The following is a 20,130-nucleotide window of genomic DNA, read 5'->3' as shown; positions in this document are numbered from 1 at the left end:
ATTTCGGCGGGGCGGCCTGGGCTGCGCGCCTCGCGAGTCAGGAGAACCCGTGAACCGTTCCCGTACGGCCGCACTGCTCACCGCGGCCCTGACCCTCGCGCTGGGCGCCGTCGCCCTGGCGTCCAGTCCACAACCGGCCGCCGCGCACGGCACGGCGATGACCCCGGGCAGCCGGACCTACCTGTGCTGGCAGGACGGCCTCAGTTCGACCGGTCAGATCACGCCGACCAACCCCGCGTGTTCCGCTGCCGTGGCGCAGAGCGGGGCGAACTCGCTCTACAACTGGTTCAGCGTGCTGCGCTCCGACGCCGGTGGCCGGACCACCGGCTTCATCCCGGACGGGCAGCTCTGCAGCGGCGGCAACTCCGGTTACCGCGGCTTCGACCTGGCCCGCACCGACTGGCCGCTGACCCACCTGACCGCCGGGGCACGGCTGGACTTCCGCTACAGCAACTGGGCACACCACCCGGGCACGTTCTACTTCTACGTGACCAAGAACAGCTGGAGCCCGACCAGGGCGCTGGCCTGGAGTGACCTGGAGGAGCCGTTCCTCACGGTGACCAACCCGCCGCAGCGCGGGTCGGTCGGCACCAACGAGGGGCACTACTACTTCAGCGGCAACCTGCCGTCGGGCAAGAGCGGCCAGCACATCATCTACTCCCGCTGGGTCCGCTCGGACTCGCAGGAGAACTTCTTCGGCTGCTCCGACGTCGTCTTCGACGGCGGCAACGGCCAGGTGACCGGCGTGAAGGGCGGCGGCTCGACGCCGACCCCGACGCCGACCACCCCGACGCCCGGGCCGACCGACCCGCCGCCGACGACCACCCCGCCGCCGGCGGGTGGCGACTGCATGGCCGTCTACAAGGTGAGCAGCGCCTGGCAGGGTGGCTTCCAGGGCGAAGTCACGATCATGAACCACGGCAGTACGCCGTTCAACGGCTGGACCGCGAGCTGGACCTGGCCCAACGGGCAGTCGATCAGTCAGATCTGGGGCGCGACACAGACGTCGTCCGGCTCGTCGGTGACGGCGACAAATGTGGCCTACAACGGCACTGTCGCACCGGAAGGCACCACGACGTTCGGCTTCCTGGGCAGCACCACAGGAACGAACGGCCTCCCCACAGTCACCTGCGCCCGCCGCTAACCCCCAAACCCACTACCACCACCCCCTGAAATGATCAAGAGGTTTGCGTCACCGGAACCGCTCCGGATGACGCAAACCTCTTGATCAACAGGGTCGGGCCAGGGTCAGCGGACCATGGAGCCCACCACCGGCTTCGTGAGCAGGGCGGACTGGTTTCGCTGGATGCCCGGGTCGAGGGTCTTCGCCACGAAGATCGCATGCCAGATGCAGAAGATCAGCACCGTCCACACCTTGCGGGAGTGGTCGGCCTCCTCCCGCTTGTGCTCGTCGAGCAACCGCAGCGCGTACGACAGGTCGAGCAGGTCGCCCGCGCCCGAGGTGCTCAGCACGTGCCGGGCCCACTCGTACATCTCGCCGCGCAGCCACACCCGGGTCGGGGTCGGGAAGCCCAGCTTCTTGCGGTTGACGATGGCCGGCGGCACAACACCCTGCAACGCCTGGCGCATCGCGTACTTCGTCGCGTCGGAACGCGGCGGCAGCTTCAGGTCCACCGGGATCTTCGCCGCGACGTCGAACACCTCGCGGTCGAGGAACGGCACCCGCACCTCCAGCGAGTGCGACATCGAGATCCGGTCGGCCTTGACCAGGATGTCGCCGCGCAGCCAGGTGTAGAGGTCGACGTACTGCATCTTGGTGACGTCGTCCAGCTCGGTGCACTCGGCGTAGATCGGGGCGGTGACGTCGGTGTAGCGCACCGAGGGGTCGTAGCGGCGCATCAGGTGCTGCTTCTCCTCCTCGGTGAACATCCGGGCGTTGCCGTAGTAGCGCTCCTCGATCGGGGTGGTGCCACGCTCCAGGAAGCTCTTGCCCTTGACGCCCTGCGGGATCGCCTTGGAGACCGCGCGCAGGCCCTTCTGCACCCCGCCGGGCAGGCCGTTGACGGTCCCCAGCGACAGCGGCTCGCGGTAGATCGTGTAGCCGCCGAAGAACTCGTCGGCGCCCTCACCGGAGAGCACCACAGTGACGTGCTCGGCGGCCTTCTTGGCCACGAAGTAGAGCGGCACCAGCGCCGGGTCGGCCACCGGGTCGTCCAGGTGCCAGACGATCTTCGGCAGCGCGTCGATCATGTCCTGCGGACCGATCTTGGTGGGGATGGTGGTGACGTCCAGGTGCCGCGCCGACTCCTGGGCGACGTCGATCTCCGAATACCCCGGTACGTCGTAGCCGACGGTGAACGTGAGGATGTTCGGGTTGAACTCCCGAGCCAGCGCCACCACCGCTGTCGAGTCGATGCCACTGGACAGGAACGAGCCGACCGGCACGTCGGAGCGCATGTGCATGCGCACGCTCTCCCGCAGCGTCTCCCGGATCTCGTGGTAGAGCTTCTGCTCGTCGTCGACCGGCGCCGGCCGGAACACCGGCCTGTACCACCTACGCACGTCGATGCGCCCACCCGGCGTCCAGTTCAGGTATTCCCCCGAGCCGATCCGGCTGATGCCCTTGTGCAGGGTGCCGGGCTCCGGGACGTACTGCAGCGTCAGGTAATGGCTCAGGTTGGCCGTGTCGACGCCCGCATCGCCCTGGTAGTTGCTGTGCGCGAACGGCAGCAGCGCCTTCTTCTCCGACGCCAGGTAGAGGCCGTCGGCGGTCTCCAGGTAGTGCATGGGCTTGATGCCGAAGTAGTCGCGGGCACCGAACGCGCGCCGCTCCTGCCGGTCCCAGATGACGAAGGCGAACATCCCCCGCAGCCGGGTGAGCACCTGCTCGCCCCAGAAGTGGTAGCCCGCCACGATCACCTCGCCGTCGCCGGCGGTGGCGAACTGCGCGCCGAAGTTCCTGATCAACTCCTCGCGCAGCTCGATGTAGTTGTAGATCTCACCATTGAAGGTGAGCAGGTAACGGCCGTTCGCGTAGGGCAGCGGCTCGTGACTCGACGCGACGTCGATGATGGCCAGCCGCTTGTGGGCGAACACGCCGTCCGCGTACCGGCCGGAAGCGTCGCCGACCACCTCGACCCCGGTCTCGTCGGGGCCGCGGTGGTGCAGGCATTCCAACGCTCCGGCGATGTGGTCGCGATGCGCGGCGGCGTTACCGTTCGCGCTGAAGAAGGCCAGAAGTCCGCACATGGTGGTCATCTTTCCACGCGCGCTGTCGGCCCGTCGCAGCCGTCCGTCGATCCGCCCGCCGGGGGCGTCGCCACGAACCGGGCGCGCGGTACCGTCGGGATCAGCAACGAAGCGGAGGGAGCGGCGCAATGACCGAGGGACAAACCGACGGTACGCCGACGGACGGCACGGAATCGCACGATCCGGACTTCCCGGAGGCCTTCCTGTCCTTCATGCGGCAGGGCTGGAGCGACACCGCGCTCCCCGTGGCGCCCCGGCCGGAGACGCCCAACTACGCCAAGAGGCGTGCCGCGCTCTCCGCGGCCTTCCCCGGCGAGACACTGGTCATCCCCACCGGCACCGAAAAGGTCCGCGCCAATGACACGGACCACCCGTTCCGGCCGGGCAGTGACTTCGCCTACCTGACCGGCGACCACGACGCCGACAGCGTGCTGGTGCTGCGCCCGAACGGCTCAGGGCACGACGCGACGCTGTACATGCGACCCCGATCGTCCCGGGAGACCGACGAGTTCTTCCGCAGCCGCAACGGCGAGCTGTGGGTGGGCCGGCGGCACACGCTCAGCGAGAAGTCGACCGAGCTGGGCCTGCCCACCGCCGACCTGACCGGCCTGGAGGCGACTCTCGCCGACCTGGCGCCGGGGCGTACCCGGGTGTTGCGCGGCTTCGACGCCCAGGTGGACGCGGCCGTCCGCGCCTACGACGGCCCGCGCGCCCAGGGGCAGCCGGCCCGCGACCGGGAGCTGGCGATCGCCATCTCGGAGATGAAGCTGGTCAAGGACGAGTGGGAGATCAGCCAACTCCAGGACGCTATCGACGCCACCGTACGCGGCTTCGAGGACGTCGCCCGGATCCTCCCGGCGGACCGCGCGGTCTCCGAGCGCCTCCTGGAAGGTGTCTTCGCGCTGCGGGCCCGGCACGACGGCAACGACGTCGGGTACAGCTCGATCGTCGGCGCCGGCGAGCACGCCACGATCCTGCACTGGGTGCACAACCACGGCGCCACCCGACCGGGTGACCTGCTGCTGATGGACATGGGTGTCGAGGGCCGAAACCTCTACACCGCCGACGTGACCCGGGTGCTGCCGGTGAGCGGGCGGTTCACCGCCCTGCAACGCCAGGTCTACGACATCGTGTACGCCTCGCAGCAGGCCGGCATCGAGGCCATCCGCCCCGGGGTGAAGTTCAAGGACGTCCACCTGACCTGCATGCGGGTGCTCGCCGAGGGCCTGTCCGAGCTGGGTCTGCTGCCGGTGAGCGTGGACGAGGCGATGGACGAGAAGTCGACGGTCTACCGGCGGTGGACGCTGCACGGCTTCGGCCACATGCTCGGCATCGACGTGCACGACTGCTCGAACGCCCGCAAGGAGACGTACCGCGACGGCGCGCTCGGCGAGGGCTACGTCCTCACCGTCGAGCCGGGGCTGTACTTCCAGCCGGAGGACGAGCTGGTCCCCGCCGAGCTGCGCGGCGTGGGCATCCGGATCGAGGACGACGTGCTGGTCACCTCGACCGGCGCGGTGAACCTCTCCGCCGGGCTGCCGCGCACCTCCGACGAGGTGGAGACCTGGCTGGCCGAGCAGCGCGAGGCGGGCCCCCGCCTGCCCGGCTGACCACCGCACCAGCCCTCACGCACCAGCCCTCACGCACCGGCGTCGCCGCCAGCCGACCAACGGCCCGGCGGCGCCGGTGTGCCGTCGTCGACCAGGCCCTCCGGCCCGGGCGCGCCGGTGTGCCCTTGTCGACCAGGCCCTCCGGCCCGGGCCGAGCGCCGGTCCCGGCGCCGCCCGACCCAGACTCACCTCTCGTGATCCACTCGCCTTCACGGAAACCGGGCTGTCCAGGGCACACGGACCCCGCGTCTTCCGTGAACCCGAGTGGATCAACCCCTCGGCGCGCCTGCCGCATGGACGGCGGGCGGCACGCAGGCCAGGTGGGCAACGTCCGTTCCCGCGACGGTGGTGACATTCACCCGCCCGAGTCGGCGTTTGCGCTGCTCACACCCTTTTCACCAACCCGGACCGCTTGCCCGCCGTCATCCGACCTGCGCCGAATGCGGGGTTATCTCGGATACGTCCGCATCGCGAAGATGGTTCTCATACGGTGGGGATCAGAGGCTGCAACCGATTTGTAGCTGGTCGTGGCGCCTCAGGCGGTGCGACCCCGTCTGGTAGCAGGAAAGGGCGGAAGGCTCTGATGTCCAACGACGTAACGAGTACCGACGGCGGGGCCTCGACAGCTCCGCCGGCACGACGACGGCGGGCGCTGTGGGTCGCCGGCGTGGCCGGGCTGACCGGTGTGGTCGGTCTGGCGGCCCTGGGCGGCGTGGCCGCCAGGGATGACAAGCCCAAATCCGACCAGGTCTCCGACGCGCAGCCGTCGACCAACCGGCAGAACGTCAGCGACGCTGGCGGCGCGGACGAAGGCGGCACCAAGGAAGCCGACGCTCGGGACGACGAGTGGAGCGGCGACGACTGGAGCGGCTTCGACGACCGGTCCGGCAAGGACGACAAGCGCCAGGACGACAAGCGCGACGAGAAGGACCGCACCAAGCAGGTCCCCTGCGACACGGACAAGCTGATCCAGGCCATCACGTTCGCGAACAACGAAGATGGCGGCGTACTGGAGTTGGCCAAGGGCTGCACCTACACCCTGACCCGCAACCAGGACGGCAACGGCCTGCCGGTGATCACCCAGCCCATCACCCTGAAGGGCGAGCACACGACCATCGGCCGTGAGGCCACCGCCGACTACTTCCGGATCCTCAACGTCGGCCCCGGGGGGCACCTCACCCTCAAGGGTCTGAGCATCAGGGGTGGTCAGACCCTTCAGTCCTCGATGGCCGCCGACCCCGCGACGGTCTGGGCGCCGTACTCGGCCCTGGTCCGGTCCACCGTGGCCGGCCCGGCAGCGAAGCCGGCAGCCACAACGGCGGCGAAGCCGGCAGCGACAACGGCAGCCAAGCCCGCGGCAACAACGGCGGCCAAGGCCGGAGCCAAGCCCGGAGCGACAGCGGCAGCGAAGCCCGCAGCCAAGCCCGCAGCGAAAGCGACGGCGAAGGCGGCAGCCGCCAAGCCGATCGCCGCGGAGGCAAAGCCGGCGGGGGCCGGGACTGCGGTGCCTCTGGTCGAGCAGCCAGGGTTCACCGACGGCGCGGGGGTGCTGGTGCAGCCCGGTGGTCGCGCGGAGATCCTGGACAGCGAGTTGCTCTACAACCAGTCCGGTGGCAACGGCGGCGGCCTGGCCAACTTCGGCAGCACCAGGCTCAGCAAGACGACGGTGGCGCACAACACGGCCTTCTTCTTCGGCGGCGGCATCTTCAACGCCGGGGTGCTCCAGGTCGACGAGTCGAAGGTGAAGGACAACACCGGGATCATCGGCGGCGGCGGTATCGCCAACGGCGCGGCCGGGATCTTCACCGACAGCGTCGACGGTGGCTCGGTCTGGGTCTACAAGAGCGAGATCACCGACAACGAGACGCTCGGCTTCGGCGGTGGCGTGCTGGACGTCGAAGGCACCACGACCCTGCACTACACGACGGTCAGCGGGAACACCGCGGTCCTCGCGGGCGGCGGCGTGGCCGTGGCCGACAGCCAGCTCACCCTCAAGGACGCCACGGTGGTCAGCAACAGCACCGCCGGTGTGGGTGGCGGTGTGGCGGTCACCTTCGACAGCGTCGCGACGATCGAGAACAGCAGGATCAACGACAACACCGCCGGGTTCTTCGGCGCCGGCCTCTACAACGAGGACAGCGTCACCACGTTGCGCGACAGCGAGGTGGTGGGTAACCGGGCCGTCGGTCCGTTCGCCCGCGGCGGCGGCATCTTCAACACCGAGGGGAGCGAGGTGACGCTCCACCGGACCAAGGTGGCGCACAACTTCTCCACCCTCGCGCCGGGGGGAATCTTCAACAGCCTCGGCGGCACGGTGACGCTGGACGACGAGTCGGCGGTCACCGCCAACCGCCCGACCAACTGCTTCAACGTTCCGGACTGCTTCGCCTGATCGGGTGGGGCTGAACCACATAGAGGGCGCGCCCCTCCGAGCCGGTCACGGTTCGGAGGGGCGTACCCATTTGGGCAGGTCACGGGCCCGTCGGTCGGCTTGGGCGGTGGTGTGTCCGTACGGACCCCTCCCGACGCAACATGAACCTAATGTGGGCTTCTTTCGGATAAGCCCGCGAGGCGAGGAACCTTCTCATACGGTGGTTTTGGGAGCTACAACCGATTTGTAGCAGGGGACGCCCGTCTGACGGCGGCGACCCTGTCTGGTACGAGGAGAGGGCAGAGAGCTCCGATGTCCAACTACCTAACGAACAACGAAGCCTCCGGGCGGGCGACGGCCAAGCGCCGCCGCAAGCTCTGGCTCGCCAGTGGCGTAGCCGGTTTGACGGGCGTGATCAGTCTCGCGGCGGTTGGCGTCGCGGGCAGCGCCGGAGCCGTCGGCCTGAACTGGAACACCGCGCAGGTCAGCAAGGACGGTGACCAGCGGGGTGACGAGGCGCGCGACTGGGACAAGGACAAGGACCGAGACAAGGACAAGGACAAAGACAAGGACCACGAGCGCGGGAAGGAGGTGCCCTGCGACACCGACAAGCTGATCCAGGCCATCGTGTTCGCCAACAACAAGCACGGCGGCGTGCTGGAGCTGGCCAAGGGCTGCACCTACAACCTGACCCGCAACGACTACGAGGGCAACGGCCTGCCGGTGATCACCGAGCGGATCACGCTCAAGGGCGAGCACACCACGATCGTCCGCGACGCCACGGCCGACTACTTCCGGATCCTCAACGTCGGCAGCGGCGGGCACCTCACCATCAAGGGCCTGACCATCAAGGGCGGCCAGACCCTCGAGCGGTACCTGCCCATCGAGCCGGCGGCGGTCTGGGCGGCCTACTCGGACTCCGAGGCGCTCGCCGCGCAGGTGAAGGCCGGCGTCCCGCTGAACCAGGCGCTCACCACGCGGCAGGCCAACCCGAAGGCGGCGCTCAAGGCCGCGCCGAAGGCCACGCTCAAGGCCGCGCCGGCCGCTCAGGGGGGCGTTGTCACGCCGCTCGTCGAGCAGCCGGAAGACACCGACGGTGCCGGCATCCTGGTCCAGCCGGGCGGCACCGCCGAGATCCTGGAGTCCGAGGTCGTCCTCAACCAGTCGGGCAACAACGGCGGCGGCGTGGCCAACTTCGGTACCACGAAGATCTGGCACAGCACCGTCGCCCGTAACACCGCCTTCTTCTTCGGTGGTGGTGTCTTCAACGCCGGCCTGCTCAAGGTCGAAGAGTCGAAGATCACCGACAACACCGCCGTCATCGGTGGTGGCGGTATCTCGAACGGCGCCGCGCGGATCTTCACCGACGACGTCGACGGCGGGACGGTCGAGCTCAAGAAGGCCGAGATCAAGGACAACGAGACGCTCGGCTTCGGCGGTGGCCTCCTCGACATCGAGGGCAACACCACGGCGTACGAGACCAAGTTCGTCTCGAACACCGCGGTTCTCGCCGGTGGCGGTATCGCGGCGGCGGACAGCCAGCTGAACCTGCACAACGTCTCGGTCGAGAAGAACAGCACCGCCGGCGTCGGTGGCGGTGTGGCCATCGCCTTCGACAGCGCGGTCACGTTCGAGAAGAGCAGCATCAAGGACAACACCGCCGGCTTCTTCGGCGGCGGGTTGTTCAACGCCGACAGCGTCACCACGCTGCGCGACAGCGAGGTCGTCGGCAACCGGGCCATCGGCCCGATCGGGGTCGGCGGCGGCATCTTCAACATCTTCGGCCAGGTCAACCTGTCGAAGACGAAGGTCGCCCACAACTTCTCCACCTTCGAGCCGGGCGGTGTCTTCAGCTTCTTCGGAGAGGTGAACGTGGACGAGAAGTCCGCCATCACCGCCAACCGTCCGACCAACTGCCTGGCCATCCCGGGCGGCACCATCGAGAACTGCTTCGCCTGATCACCCTCGGGTGACGAGGGCACAGCACCCTCGGGTGACAGCACAACTCCAGCACAACGGACCGGACCGGCCCCCTTCCGCACCACGCGGAAGGGGGCCGTTTCACGTTCACGTCACTACTTCTGAACGAACACCGCCACGCTGCGCGCCGGGACGCTGAACGTGCCGGCCGTCCGGTCGAACGAGGCGGTACGCAGCACCGGATCGGCCGAGTCGACCAGCACCGGGTGCAGTGCCACGTTCGCACCGCGCAGGTCGGTCACCGTCTGCTTCGCCGTCTCCGGGGTGCTGTTGAAGACGACGGTCAGCGACTTCCACGACCCGCCCAGCCCCCGGGCGTCGAGCGTCATGGTCAGCACGCCGGGCGTCTCCTGCTCCCCGGACAACGGGAATGCCACCCGCCGCTGCACCTGCTCGGCGGTGGCCAGCCCGAACACCGGCGACGACGCCCGGATGCGCAGCAGCTCGGCGTACCGGGCGTCGGTGGTGTTGATGGCCGCGCAGTCCGGCACCAGCGCCGGGTCCGCCAGCAGGGGCTTGGCGTACGACCACTTGTCCTCGTTGTCCTGCGCGGGCGGCAGACCGGCGCCGAACCCGTTGCCCCGCTCGCAGCCCCACCGGATCTGGTTGAACCAGTCTCCGGAGTTGTACGAGTTGCGGTCCAGTGACTTCGACCGCAGCCGTTCGGTGCCCGCGGTGACGAACCCGATGCCCTGCCCCAGCACCACGGTGCCCAGCGCCAGCACCTGCATGCGGGAGCGGTCGGTCGCCGAGGTGGCCTGCGGCAGTTTGTAGGCCAGCGCGTCGTACAGGATCTCGTTGTCGTGCGCGTCGACGTAGGTGACGGCCTCCCCCGGAGCGGCGGTGTAGCCGGCCGGGGAGCCGTTGTAGTCCACCTGCGCGCCGGTGACCTGCCGTCCGGCGGTGTCGGTGAACCGGTACCCGCGCAGGTTGCCGGTGAGCCCCACCTTGATCAGGTCATGGGCGTGCAGCAGGCGCGCCTTCTGCTCCGCCGCCGACCCGTTGACCGCGTCGCCGTTCGGGTCGGTGTAGAGCCCGGACGCGAAGCCCTGCACGCGGGGGTTGGTGTCGAACGGTCCGCCGCCGCGTACCGCGTCGCGCAGCCGGTCGTTGAAGGTGCCGATGCCGGTGCCGGCCATGTTGGCCTGGGTGGCCTGGACGAAACGGGCGTCGCCCGCGACCTCGCCGAAGTTCCAGCCCTCGCCGTAGAGCATGATCGCCTTGCCGTCGACGCCGTCGCGGGCGACGGTCAGCCGGTCCAGGGCGCTGCGGACGGCGAGGATGTTCGCCTTCGGGTGGTGACCCATCAGGTCGAACCGGAAACCGTCCACCTTGTACTGCTTTGCCCAGGTCACCAGTGAGTCGACGACCAGCTTGCCCATCATGGCGTGCTCGGGCGCGGTGTTGGCGCAGCAGGTCGAATTGGCAACCGTGCCGTCCTCCAACAACCGGTGGTAGTAGCCGGGCACGACCTGGTCGAGCACCGACTTGTCGTCGACACCGGCGGCCGAGGTGTGGTTGTAGACCACGTCCATCACCACCCGCAGCCCGGCGCCGTTCACCCCGGCGACCATCCGCCGGAACTCGGTGGTCCGCGCCGCACCGGCCGGGTCGACGGCGTAGCCGCCCTCCGGGACGGTGTAGTGCAGCGGGTCGTACCCCCAGTTGTAGCCGTCGGTTTCGGCGACCGCCGCCACGCACTTCTGCTGTTCCGCGGAGTCCGGCGGGAGCGCCGCCAGGTCGCAGGCGGGCTGCCGCTGGTCGGCCCGCTTCTCCGGGATCGTCGCGAAGTCGAACGCCGGCAGCAGGTGCAGGTGGGTGACACCGGCGTCACCAAGCGCCTTCAGGTGGGTCATCCCGGCGGTCTTCGGGTCGGTGAAGGCGAGGAACGTTCCCCGCCGCTCGGCCGGCACGGTCTCGTCGGCGATGGAGAAGTCGCGTACCGACAGTTCGGAGATCTGCGCCTTCGCCGGGGGCACCGGCGCCGGTTTGCGCAGCGTCCGCCAACCCGCCGGGGCCAGCGCCGCATCGTTCAGGTCGACCAGCAGGCTGTGCGTGGAGTCCGCGGCGAGAGCCACCGAGTACGGGTCGGTCACCGACGCGGTGACCATCTTCTGCACCGCCGGCTGCCACGCCCGCACCTGGTACCGGTAGTACTTGCCGACCCAACTCTGGTTGCCGCGCGCCGACCAGACACCGGTGCGGTCGTCGCGGCGCATCGGCACGGTCCTCGGCGCGGCGGTGGGCGAGTCGAACACCTGCAACGCCACGGTGCGCGCGGTCGGCGCCCACAGCGCGACGCTCGGCGTCCGGCCCGCGAACGTCGGCCCGAGGGTGGCGTCGGTGGCCCGCGCGTACACGTCGTCGAGAACGCCGGGGATCTGCACGCCGGTCGCCGCGAGCAGGGCACCCTCCGCGTCGCGCTCGGTCACCAGCACCTGCCCCCGCAGCGCCGCCGGGACCTTGGCCAGGTCGCCCCGGTCCAGCGCGAAGCTACGGTACGACCACAGGTGCGGGAACGTCGTGCGCTGGGCCTCGGTGAGCCCGTTGCGCTGCGCCCGCAACGGCAACGTGGTGTACGTCCCGGTCAGTTCCCCGTCGACCACGCCGACCCCGCCCTCGGGCGCGACGACGAGCGCGTACGTCCTGCCGTCGGTCGGCGGGGTCTGCCACGCCACCGTGGACCGGTCGATCCAGTGCGCCTTCTGCTTGCTGATGTCGGTGTCCGCGTTGACGCTGGTCGCCGTGGACGGCAGTAACCGGCCCGGCGTGGCGGCGAGCAGCCACACCTCCCGGCCCGCGCTGGCGAAGTCGAGCCGCTGGTCGTCGGGCAGATCCTTGGTGTCGCCCTGGTGGATGACGTAGTTCAGCCCGGTCGCGCCGGGGGCCAGCGGCACCCGGAACACCGCCCCGAACGCGTCAGTGCTTGTGGGCTTCAGCGGCGCGGACCACTCGGTCGGGTTGGCCGCGCCGTCCCACAGGTGCAGGCCCCAGCCGTCGTAGTTGCCGTCGGCCCTCCGATAGTGGATCACCGCGGTGCCGTCCTCGACCGCCGGATCCGGTTCACCGGTGGCCGCCTGCCTGCTCGGGTAGACCACCGGGTCACCCTGTTTGAGCCAGACCTCGCCGGTTGCCGTGACGTCGACGCTGCGGTCCTGGGCGACGTCCTTGTTGCCGTCGGAGTCGACCACCACGAAACCCACGGACTTCGCGCCCGGCTTGAGTTTCACCCAGGCGAACCGGCCGTAGGCGTCCTCCCCGGCGAACGGCTGCCCCTTGGGCCACTCGGTGACGTACGCCGGGTCGATGTCCCCCCAGGCGTACAAACTCCAGTCGTCGTACCCACCGGCGGGGCGTTGGTAGTGCACCACCGCCCACTCCCGGGACTTGCCCTGTGCCGGCGTACCCACGATGGCCGTGGACCGGGCGGTCGCGGTGCGGCCCCGACCGTCGCGGACCACCGCCTTGTACTCGACGCGGGTGCCGCCGGCCAGGCCGGTCAGGTCGTGCTGCACGGTGTACGGCGCGTGGTCGGCGCTGCCCAGCAACGTCCACCGACCACCCGCGACCCGGGCGGCGACGGTGACGGTGGCGAGCGGGTCACCGGTCACCTGGGCGGTGACGGCGGCCCGGGTGGCGACCAGCGCGTCCGGAGCCGGGCTGGTGATGGTGATGCGCGGCGCGGCGACCGGGCGCGCGACGGGCGTGCCGGCCCGGTGCACCACCGCCGACAGCGGGGGCACGGTCAGGCTCAGCTTGCCGTCGGCGCCGGCCGTGGCGGTCTGGCTGCCGCCGTAGATGCCGGTGAAGGTGGCGCCGGCCGACCAGGTGTCCACTGTGACAGTCTGCGCGGTGTCGGCGTTGTTCACCGCCACGACGTACTCGGTCCGGTCCGCGGGGGCGATCCGGGAGGCGGCGAAGACGCCGGGGCCGTCGGCGGCGTACCTGGTGACCTGCACACCGTCGCGCAGCGCGGGGTGCGCCTGGCGCAGCCGGCCCAGCTCGGCGATCGTCCGGTACAGCGGGTGGCTGGTGTCGAACTGGTCGCTGGCGTGGGTGCGGTCGGTGCCGAGCAGGTCGTCGTCGAGATAATCGGGGGTCTTCGAGGCGAACATGTCCTGCCGGGCGTCCTTGTCCCCACCGGGGCCGGTGAAGCCCTGCTCGTCGCCGGAGTAGACGACCGGTTGTCCACGGGTCAGGAACATCAGCTGGTGCGCGAGCTGGTCGCGGCGCAGGTGACTGGCCGGGTCGGTGCCACCACCGGCGACGAACGACCCGATCCGGCCCATGTCGTGGTTGCCGAGGAACGTGGTGAGCCGGCCTGCGTCGGTGTCCCGGGCGGCGTAGAGGTCGTCGCGGGCGTACACGTCGGCGAGCGCCTTCGCCGAGCCGGCACCGGCGGTGTAACCGCGCGCGGCCTCCTGGAAGGCGAAGTCGAGGGTCGCCGGCAGGCCACCCTGCCGCACGTAGCTGGAGCTGATCTCCGGGTCGGCGCTGTAGACCTCGCCGAACATGAAGAAGTCCTTCTTGCCGGCCTTCTCGGCGGCCCGCTCGATGCCCTGGCTGAACTGCGGCCAGAAGTCCATGTTGACGTGCTTCACGGTGTCCAGCCGGAACCCGTCGACGCCGGTCGCGCCGATCCAGTCCCCGTACGCCCTGGTCAGCCCCTGGACCACCTCGGGACGCTCGGTCCACAGGTCGTCGAGGCCGAAGAAGTCGCCGTACTCGCTGTTCTCACCGGCGAACGTGGAGTCGCCCCGGTTGTGGTACATGGTGGCGTCGTTCAGCCAGGCCGGGACCTTGACTGTCGCGTCCTTCGGCTCGGCGAAGGTCGGGGTGTACGGGAACGACTCCTGGTCGACCGGCGGAAACGCGCGGCTGCCGTCAGCGTAGTTGCGGTCCTCGAACGCCCGCCCCTGCGCGTCGGTGTACGGCGAGGTCGCCTTGTCCACGTACGCGTACTTGTCCTCGGCGTACTTGATGACGTCGGCGGTGTGGTTGACGATCACGTCGAGGTAGATCTTGATGCCGCGCTGGTGGGCGAGCTTGACCAGGCGCTTCATCTCCTCGTTGGTGCCGAAGTGCGGGTCCACCTGGGTGAAGTCGGTGATCCAGTAGCCGTGGTAACCGGCCGAGACGTCGTCGCCGGAGCCCTGCACCGGCCGGTTCTTGAAGATCGGGGCGAGCCAGATGGCCGTGGTGCCCATCCCCTGGATGTAGTCCAACTTGTCGATGACGCCCTTGAGGTCACCGCCGTGGTAGAAGCCCTTGTCGGCCGGGTCGAGCCCGGTCCGCAGCCGGTCACCGGTGAGGCCGCCCCGGTCGTTGCGGGGGTCGCCGTTGGCGAACCGGTCCGGCAGGACGAAGTAGAACTGCTCGGCCCGGGCGAAGTTGTCGCCGGCCTTCAGCAATGCCTCGGCGGAGGGTTCGTTGCTCCACTGGGCGGCGCCGCCGACGGCGACGGGGACACCGGCGGACGTCCGAGGGGCCGCGGCGGCGGCCGGGGGCACGGCGATCGAGGTGCCGACGAGCGTCAAGGTGAGCAGGGAGACGAGGGCCAGGGTGGTGCGCGGTTTCGGCGGGGGTGTCATCGACGCCTTCCTCTGGTCGCTGATTGGCCGCACGCTAACCCTTGCCGAAACATTCTGCAATACCTTGCAAACACTGTCGCAACACAGCAGAGTCTTTGCGGAAACGCGGCTCAGAGCCCGCCGCAGCGCACCCCGTCGACAGTGCACAGCCGCGGCGTACCCGACGTCCGCTCCATGTGGAACCGCAACGACACCGACCCACCGGGCCGCACGTCCACCCCACTGACGTACGTGAAGCCGTCGCCGGACTGCCGCACCGTCCCCTGCGGAACGCCCTCCACCCAGGCGGTCACGAACCGTCCACCGGAGAACTCAAGCCGCACCGTCCAACCACGGCTCTGGGGCGACGCGTTGACCATCGACACCTCGCCGATGAATCCCCCGTCGAAGCTCTGCACCACCCGGTACCGGCCAGTCACCGCCGGCTGCACCTGCGCCGCCCGACTCGGCGACCGCGTCACCGTCGGCCGACCCGTCGACCCGACAGACGGGGCGACCGACGGCGACGGCGTCGCGGCCCTCGGGGGCAACCCGCTCGCACGCGCGGACAACCCCGGCAACGCACCTGCCGGCGACGACGCCGGTGCGGGTTCGCTCGGCGCGGCCTCCGCCGACGGCAGCGGCAACGCCGGCGGCGCCGACGCGCCGTCCGGGGCCGGATCAGGCCCCCGGTACGTGCCCAGGGCCACGAAGAGCAGGACCACCATCACGACGACACCAGCGCCCACGACGATCCAGGGCGACGACACGATGGCGACCGGACCGGGCGACAGTCGCGGGAAGCGACGCATGCCGGACATGTACCTCCCTCAGCGGACCGTCCGGGCAGCGTAGCGACCGGCGGGCGGGCCGGGAAGCGCCGCCGCCGCACCCACGGCCCGAAACCAGCTCAGCCGAGCCGGCAGTCGATCCCGTTGATCGTGCACCGGCGCGGCCGCTCCGCGGACTCACCCCACCCGAGGCGCAGCCGCAGCGTCCGCGAACCACCCGGGTCCAGCGAACGGGTCCCCTGCAACACGAACTCGCCGTTGCCGCGCCCCCGCACCGAGATCCCCTCGTCGTCAGAAATGCGCAGTGCCCACAGGTCGTCGTCGAACGTCAACTCCACCACCCAGTCCACCGACCGGCTCGACTCGTTCGCGATCGACAGCACCGCCGCGTCCCCGTCCCGGCCGTTCGTGCCGACCTCGTACCGGGCGCTGACCGTCTTCGCCACCAGGGGCGTCGACACCGCCGGGGCGCTCGTCCGCCCCGGCGTCGGGGAGCCGGTCACGCTGGCTCGTGGCGACGGCGTCCGACTGCTGCGCGACGGCCGAGGCGACACCGAACGCCGCTCCACACCAGCCGGACTCGGCCCACCGGTCGCCGACGCCGCAGCCGGCACGGTCGGCAGGAACACCGGAGGCGCGGCCTGCGGTCTGGCGTCGCGCTCCCTGGTCCGGAACGACAGCAGCGCGATCACCAGGAGCACCACCAGCGCACACACACCGAGCAGCACCACGATCCACGGCACCGATGCCAACACCCGAGCCGCCCGCGTCCCCGTCGCACCGTCCGGCCGCACCGCCATCAGGTCTCCCCTCGTCCCCCACCGACGCGACAGCGTAGCCAGCACCAGCCAGACCGGAAACCAGGCGGGTACGGATCCGGCCGACCGGCCGACGCGCCACGGAAAACGGCCCGCCCCGGCGGACGTTCCCGCTCGGTCAGGCCGTCCGGACGACAGTGCAGATGAGCGGCCCCTCGTCCGAGGTCCGCAGCAGATAGCGATACCGCTCCCCCGGCACCGACTGCCCCCGGCTGTCCAGGAACTCCCACTCCACCGCCACCATCGTCAACAGCGCGGACAGCGGCTGCACGTCCTCGATCCGCGCATGCGCCGCGATCAGCTCCCGCTCCTGGTAGTCGGGTGCGGCGCCCACGAAGGACAACGCCACCGCCGCCGGTGACGTGAACGAGAAGCTGTAGGTGTCGGCCACCACCAACCCCGGCAGGGCATAACAGCCGGCGAGAACCGGCAGGTCGCCGGAGGTCAGCGCCACGCCGTACCGGTCGAAGAAGTCGGCCAACGTGTCGAGATTCGTGGGAGCGTTCACGGCAAGGGCAATTGCCGGTCACCGGCCAGGTCAAACCTCAACGAGGCGGTACACGTACCTCAATCTCCGAACCCAGCCTGGCATCGTTGGCCAGACCCAGGTCGTCCCCACTCCAGAACCGCCCCGGGTCGTACCAGTTCGGACGCCGCCCCGCCGGCAACAACCCCATTGCCTCGTAGGTCACCGCGACCACCTCGGCGCAGTACGCAGTCTCCAGTGCCCGATCCCGCTCCGCCGGGGTGGACGGGGTCGATCCGGTCGACGTTGACTGTGGTGCCGGCCGGCCAAGGTGCGACAACGCCAGGCGGCCGAGCTGCGGCAGCGCAAGCTTGCCGGGGTGCGGCAGAGCCGGCACCCGACCACGCACCCACCGCCACGCCAACTGGGCCGTCGACGGGAACGGCGTGCCGTCCAACCGCGCGATCGTCCGCAGCACCGCCCGCTCCATCTCCCCGTCGGCCGGCGGGTCGAGCTGCCGCAGCCAGGCCCGCTGACCGTACCGGTTGGCCCACACGCCGACCGCGTCCCGCAGGTCGTGCAACTGGACCCCACGCTGGTGGGTGCCCGACCACAGATCGGGCAGCGACCTGCCCAGCTCCGCGTGCCACATCAACGGCGGCATGTCGTCGAGCACCACCGCCATCCCGACGTGGTTGACCGGGCTGTTGGTGGTGAACTGGATCGCCCGGTCCGGCACGCTGCGACCCCGGAACACCCACACGTCACCGGTGCGGGTCAACTCGACGGCCTCATCCAGGCTGATGCTCATGAGGGTCTAGCCTAGGCCGATGCGGCAACGAATGCGGTGGTGGAAGGTTCTCGGGCTCGCCGGCCTCGCCGGCGTCGCGGCTTCCGGCGTGGTCATCGCGCGCGCTGAACGGCGCCGACGCGCGTACACCCCGGAGGAGATCCGGCAGCGGCTGCTGGAACGACACGCCCAGGCCGGCGACGCCACGAAGCCCAGCGACCCCGCCTGACCACCCACCCCTGTGGATCGTCGACGGGGCACCTGAGCAGGCGCATGATCGATATCATCGGGGCATGACGACGCCTGTCGCACAACGGCCCTTCGTCCTGTCCCCTCCTGCCGCGCCCGTCGAACGGCACGGCAACGTCGACCTGCACCTGCCCACCCGCACCGACCCCGCCCCCGCCGTCGTGGTGGTGCACGGCGCCCCACTGCCACCCGACGCAGCCGACCCCCGCGACTGGCTTCTCTACCGCGGCTACGGCGCACTGCTCGCCGACAGCGGCGTAGTCACCGCAGTGATCAGCTACCAGGTAACCGACCTGTCAGCCCTCCCCGCCGCGGCCGACGACATCGCCGCGATGGTCGAGCAGGTCCGCGCCGACCCGCGCGTCGACCCCGAGCGGGTAGTGCTGTGGTTCTTCTCCGGCGGAGGCCTCTTCGCAGCGGACTGGCTGCGCGCGGCACCACCATGGCTACGCGGGATCGCGCTCACCTACCCGCTGCTCGTCCCCTTCCCCGGCTGGGTGGTCGACCCCCGGTTCCTGCCCGTCGACGCACTCGACTCCGGTGCGCACGTCCCTCTGGTGCTGACCCGGGCCGGACGGGACATCCCACCGGTCCTGGCCGGGATCGAAGCGTTCCTGCCAGCGGCGACCGCCCACGGCTGGCCGATACAGGTGATCGAAATACCGGACGGTCAGCACAGCTTCGACATCCTCGACCACAACCCACAGTCGGAGGCCGCCGTCGTGACCGCCCGAGACGCAGTCCTCGACCTGCTGAAGGCGACCTGACCCACTCCGCAGGTCTGTCGGTCCGCGGTCCGCGGTCGGCGGTCGGCGGTCGGCGGTCGGCGGTCGGCGGTCGTCCAGATCTCCCATGATCATGCTCGATCCAGGTTGTAGTGGCCTCGTTGGCGCCGGACGGGGCCTGTTTCCTGGATCGAGCGCGACCTTGGCGTGATGCGTCGCGTTTGACGTCCCCGGCGTGACTGTCCGGATCACCACCCCGGTCAAGATCCGCGCAACATCAGGGAACTTGCTGCCTCGCCGCGGCGTGAGGCAGCAGTTTCCCCGAAAGTGCGCGGATCTTGGATTGTCGGCGCCCGGAGTTGCGGGGTGTGGCGTCCGGTTCGGCGGATCCGTCCGTGGGGCGGGTGTCCGGTTTCGGCGTGCGTGTCCCGTGGTCGGGGCCACCCTGGGGGCGGAATCGTGGGCCGGGCGGGGTCGTTATACCTGGCATGCCACCGCGACTTTCGGGTCGTGGGGCGAGGGCGCGGCGGCCGCCGGGAACACCGGACCGGCCGCCCCGGTTACATCCCCCGGAGCACGCAGGCCGAAAGCCCGGCGGAATGACTCGCCGGCCCGGCCGGTTACACCCCGAGCCGCGGGCCTGAGCCCGGCGGAATGCGTCGCCGGCCCGGCCGGTTACACCCCCCGAGCCACACAAGCCGGGGCCAGGTGGAATGACCCGCCGCCCCGCACCGTTACACCCTTCCCCGACGCCGGCCCCTGTGGCCGCCGGGCAAGAACCTCCAAAACTTTCCCCCCTTGCACGTGCGGCACGCCCACCCCCCGGGCGTGCCGTGCACCCCCAATCGCAGAGGAGCACGCCATCATGCGTACCGATCTGATTCGTAAGACCGCTCTGACCGCTGCTGGTCTGGCCTTCACCGGCGGCGCGATCGTCGGACCCGTCACCGCCGCGTACGCCGCGACCGATGCCAAGCCCACTACTCAGACGCAGTCTGATCGCAAGCCTTCTGGTGAGCGTCAGCTGGGCGTGCGCTACGAGGCGCAGCCGAACTTCTACTACTGCGGGCCCGCCGCCGCCCGTAACGCCCTTTCCGTGCAGGGCAAGGACATCAGCGTCGACGCGATGGCCAAGGAGATGGGCACCACCGAGGCCGGCACCAACTCGATCAACGACATCACCCCGGTGCTGAACAAGGAGACCGGTAAGAACGACGCCTACCGGTCCGTGGAGATCAGCACCCCGGACGCTGACGCGAAGCAGACCGACAAGCTGCGCGCCGACATCGTCAAGACTGTTGACGACGGCCGGGCCGTGGTCGCCAACATCGCCGGCACCACGACTGACACCGACGGTGCTATCCACTCGTTCGAGGGCGGGCACTACATCAGCGTCGTCGGCTACCGCGACAACGGTCAGATCGTGAAGATCGCCGACTCCGCCGACCCGAACACCGCCTCCTACGAGGTCACCGTCGAACACCTCGCCGACTGGATCGCCACCCGCGGCTACGCCACCAGCTGACCGCGACCGACACACCGAAGGGCCG

The 20,130-nt window shown here is 70.0% G+C and carries 13 protein-coding genes; 7 read left to right on the top strand and 6 right to left on the bottom strand.

Annotated features, from left to right (window positions below):
- The first annotated feature begins 49 nt into the window (after positions 1-49).
- The gene (locus KBX34_RS13020; protein WP_210925129.1) at positions 50-1,144 is read left to right on the top strand and encodes a lytic polysaccharide monooxygenase; all 1,095 of its coding nucleotides are present in this window, start codon (positions 50-52) and stop codon (positions 1,142-1,144) included.
- A gap of 104 nt (positions 1,145-1,248) precedes the next feature.
- On the opposite strand, the gene asnB is transcribed toward KBX34_RS13020, so the two are convergent.
- Entirely contained in the window at positions 1,249-3,210 is a 1,962-nt protein-coding gene (gene asnB, locus KBX34_RS13015) for an asparagine synthase (glutamine-hydrolyzing) (RefSeq protein ID WP_088951893.1), read from the bottom strand.
- 128 nt (positions 3,211-3,338) lie between these two features.
- On the opposite strand from asnB, the gene KBX34_RS13010 reads away from it, so the two are divergent.
- The 3 genes from KBX34_RS13010 to KBX34_RS13000 all read left to right on the top strand — a co-directional run bounded on the left by KBX34_RS13010 (position 3,339) and on the right by KBX34_RS13000 (position 9,150).
- Entirely contained in the window at positions 3,339-4,820 is a 1,482-nt protein-coding gene (locus tag KBX34_RS13010; protein WP_210794334.1) for an aminopeptidase P family protein, read from the top strand.
- A 583-nt stretch (positions 4,821-5,403) separates the two neighbouring features.
- Entirely contained in the window at positions 5,404-7,212 is a 1,809-nt protein-coding gene (locus KBX34_RS13005; protein WP_210925128.1) for a right-handed parallel beta-helix repeat-containing protein, read from the top strand.
- 291 nt (positions 7,213-7,503) lie between these two features.
- Positions 7,504-9,150, top strand: coding sequence for a hypothetical protein (locus KBX34_RS13000; RefSeq protein WP_210925126.1), 1,647 nt, complete (start codon positions 7,504-7,506; stop codon positions 9,148-9,150).
- Positions 9,151-9,266: 116 nt separating this feature from the next.
- On the opposite strand, the gene pulA is transcribed toward KBX34_RS13000, so the two are convergent.
- From pulA to KBX34_RS12975, 5 genes are all read right to left on the bottom strand, one after another.
- Entirely contained in the window at positions 9,267-14,762 is a 5,496-nt protein-coding gene (gene pulA, locus KBX34_RS12995; protein ID WP_210925124.1) for a pullulanase-type alpha-1,6-glucosidase, read from the bottom strand.
- A gap of 110 nt (positions 14,763-14,872) precedes the next feature.
- Entirely contained in the window at positions 14,873-15,562 is a 690-nt protein-coding gene (locus KBX34_RS12990; protein ID WP_210925122.1) for a cellulose binding domain-containing protein, read from the bottom strand.
- A gap of 89 nt (positions 15,563-15,651) precedes the next feature.
- Positions 15,652-16,332, bottom strand: a complete 681-nt coding sequence (locus KBX34_RS12985) for a hypothetical protein (RefSeq protein WP_210794339.1) — start codon at positions 16,330-16,332, stop codon at positions 15,652-15,654.
- A gap of 136 nt (positions 16,333-16,468) precedes the next feature.
- Positions 16,469-16,858, bottom strand: a complete 390-nt coding sequence (locus tag KBX34_RS12980) for a hypothetical protein (protein ID WP_088949200.1) — start codon at positions 16,856-16,858, stop codon at positions 16,469-16,471.
- 37 nt (positions 16,859-16,895) lie between these two features.
- Positions 16,896-17,627, bottom strand: a complete 732-nt coding sequence (locus KBX34_RS12975; protein ID WP_210794340.1) for a hypothetical protein — start codon at positions 17,625-17,627, stop codon at positions 16,896-16,898.
- 19 nt (positions 17,628-17,646) lie between these two features.
- Between KBX34_RS12975 and KBX34_RS12970 the strand changes: the two genes are divergently transcribed.
- The 3 genes from KBX34_RS12970 (at position 17,647) to KBX34_RS12960 (ending at position 20,105) form a co-directional block, all read left to right on the top strand.
- Positions 17,647-17,835: a hypothetical protein gene (locus tag KBX34_RS12970; RefSeq protein ID WP_088949202.1), complete on the top strand. Its 189-nt coding sequence runs from the start codon at positions 17,647-17,649 to the stop codon at positions 17,833-17,835.
- A 64-nt stretch (positions 17,836-17,899) separates the two neighbouring features.
- A complete protein-coding gene (locus KBX34_RS12965; protein ID WP_210925118.1) occupies positions 17,900-18,622 on the top strand; it encodes a dienelactone hydrolase family protein in 723 nt (240 codons plus the stop codon).
- 823 nt (positions 18,623-19,445) lie between these two features.
- A complete protein-coding gene (locus tag KBX34_RS12960) occupies positions 19,446-20,105 on the top strand; it encodes a C39 family peptidase (protein ID WP_210925117.1) in 660 nt (219 codons plus the stop codon).
- Positions 20,106-20,130: the final 25 nt, after the last annotated feature.

The organism is Micromonospora sp. M61 (assembly GCF_018070245.1).
Lineage (GTDB): Bacteria > Actinomycetota > Actinomycetes > Mycobacteriales > Micromonosporaceae > Micromonospora > Micromonospora zamorensis.
Note: the sequence above shows the minus strand (reverse complement) of the source record. Positions and strands in the feature narration are given on the sequence as shown.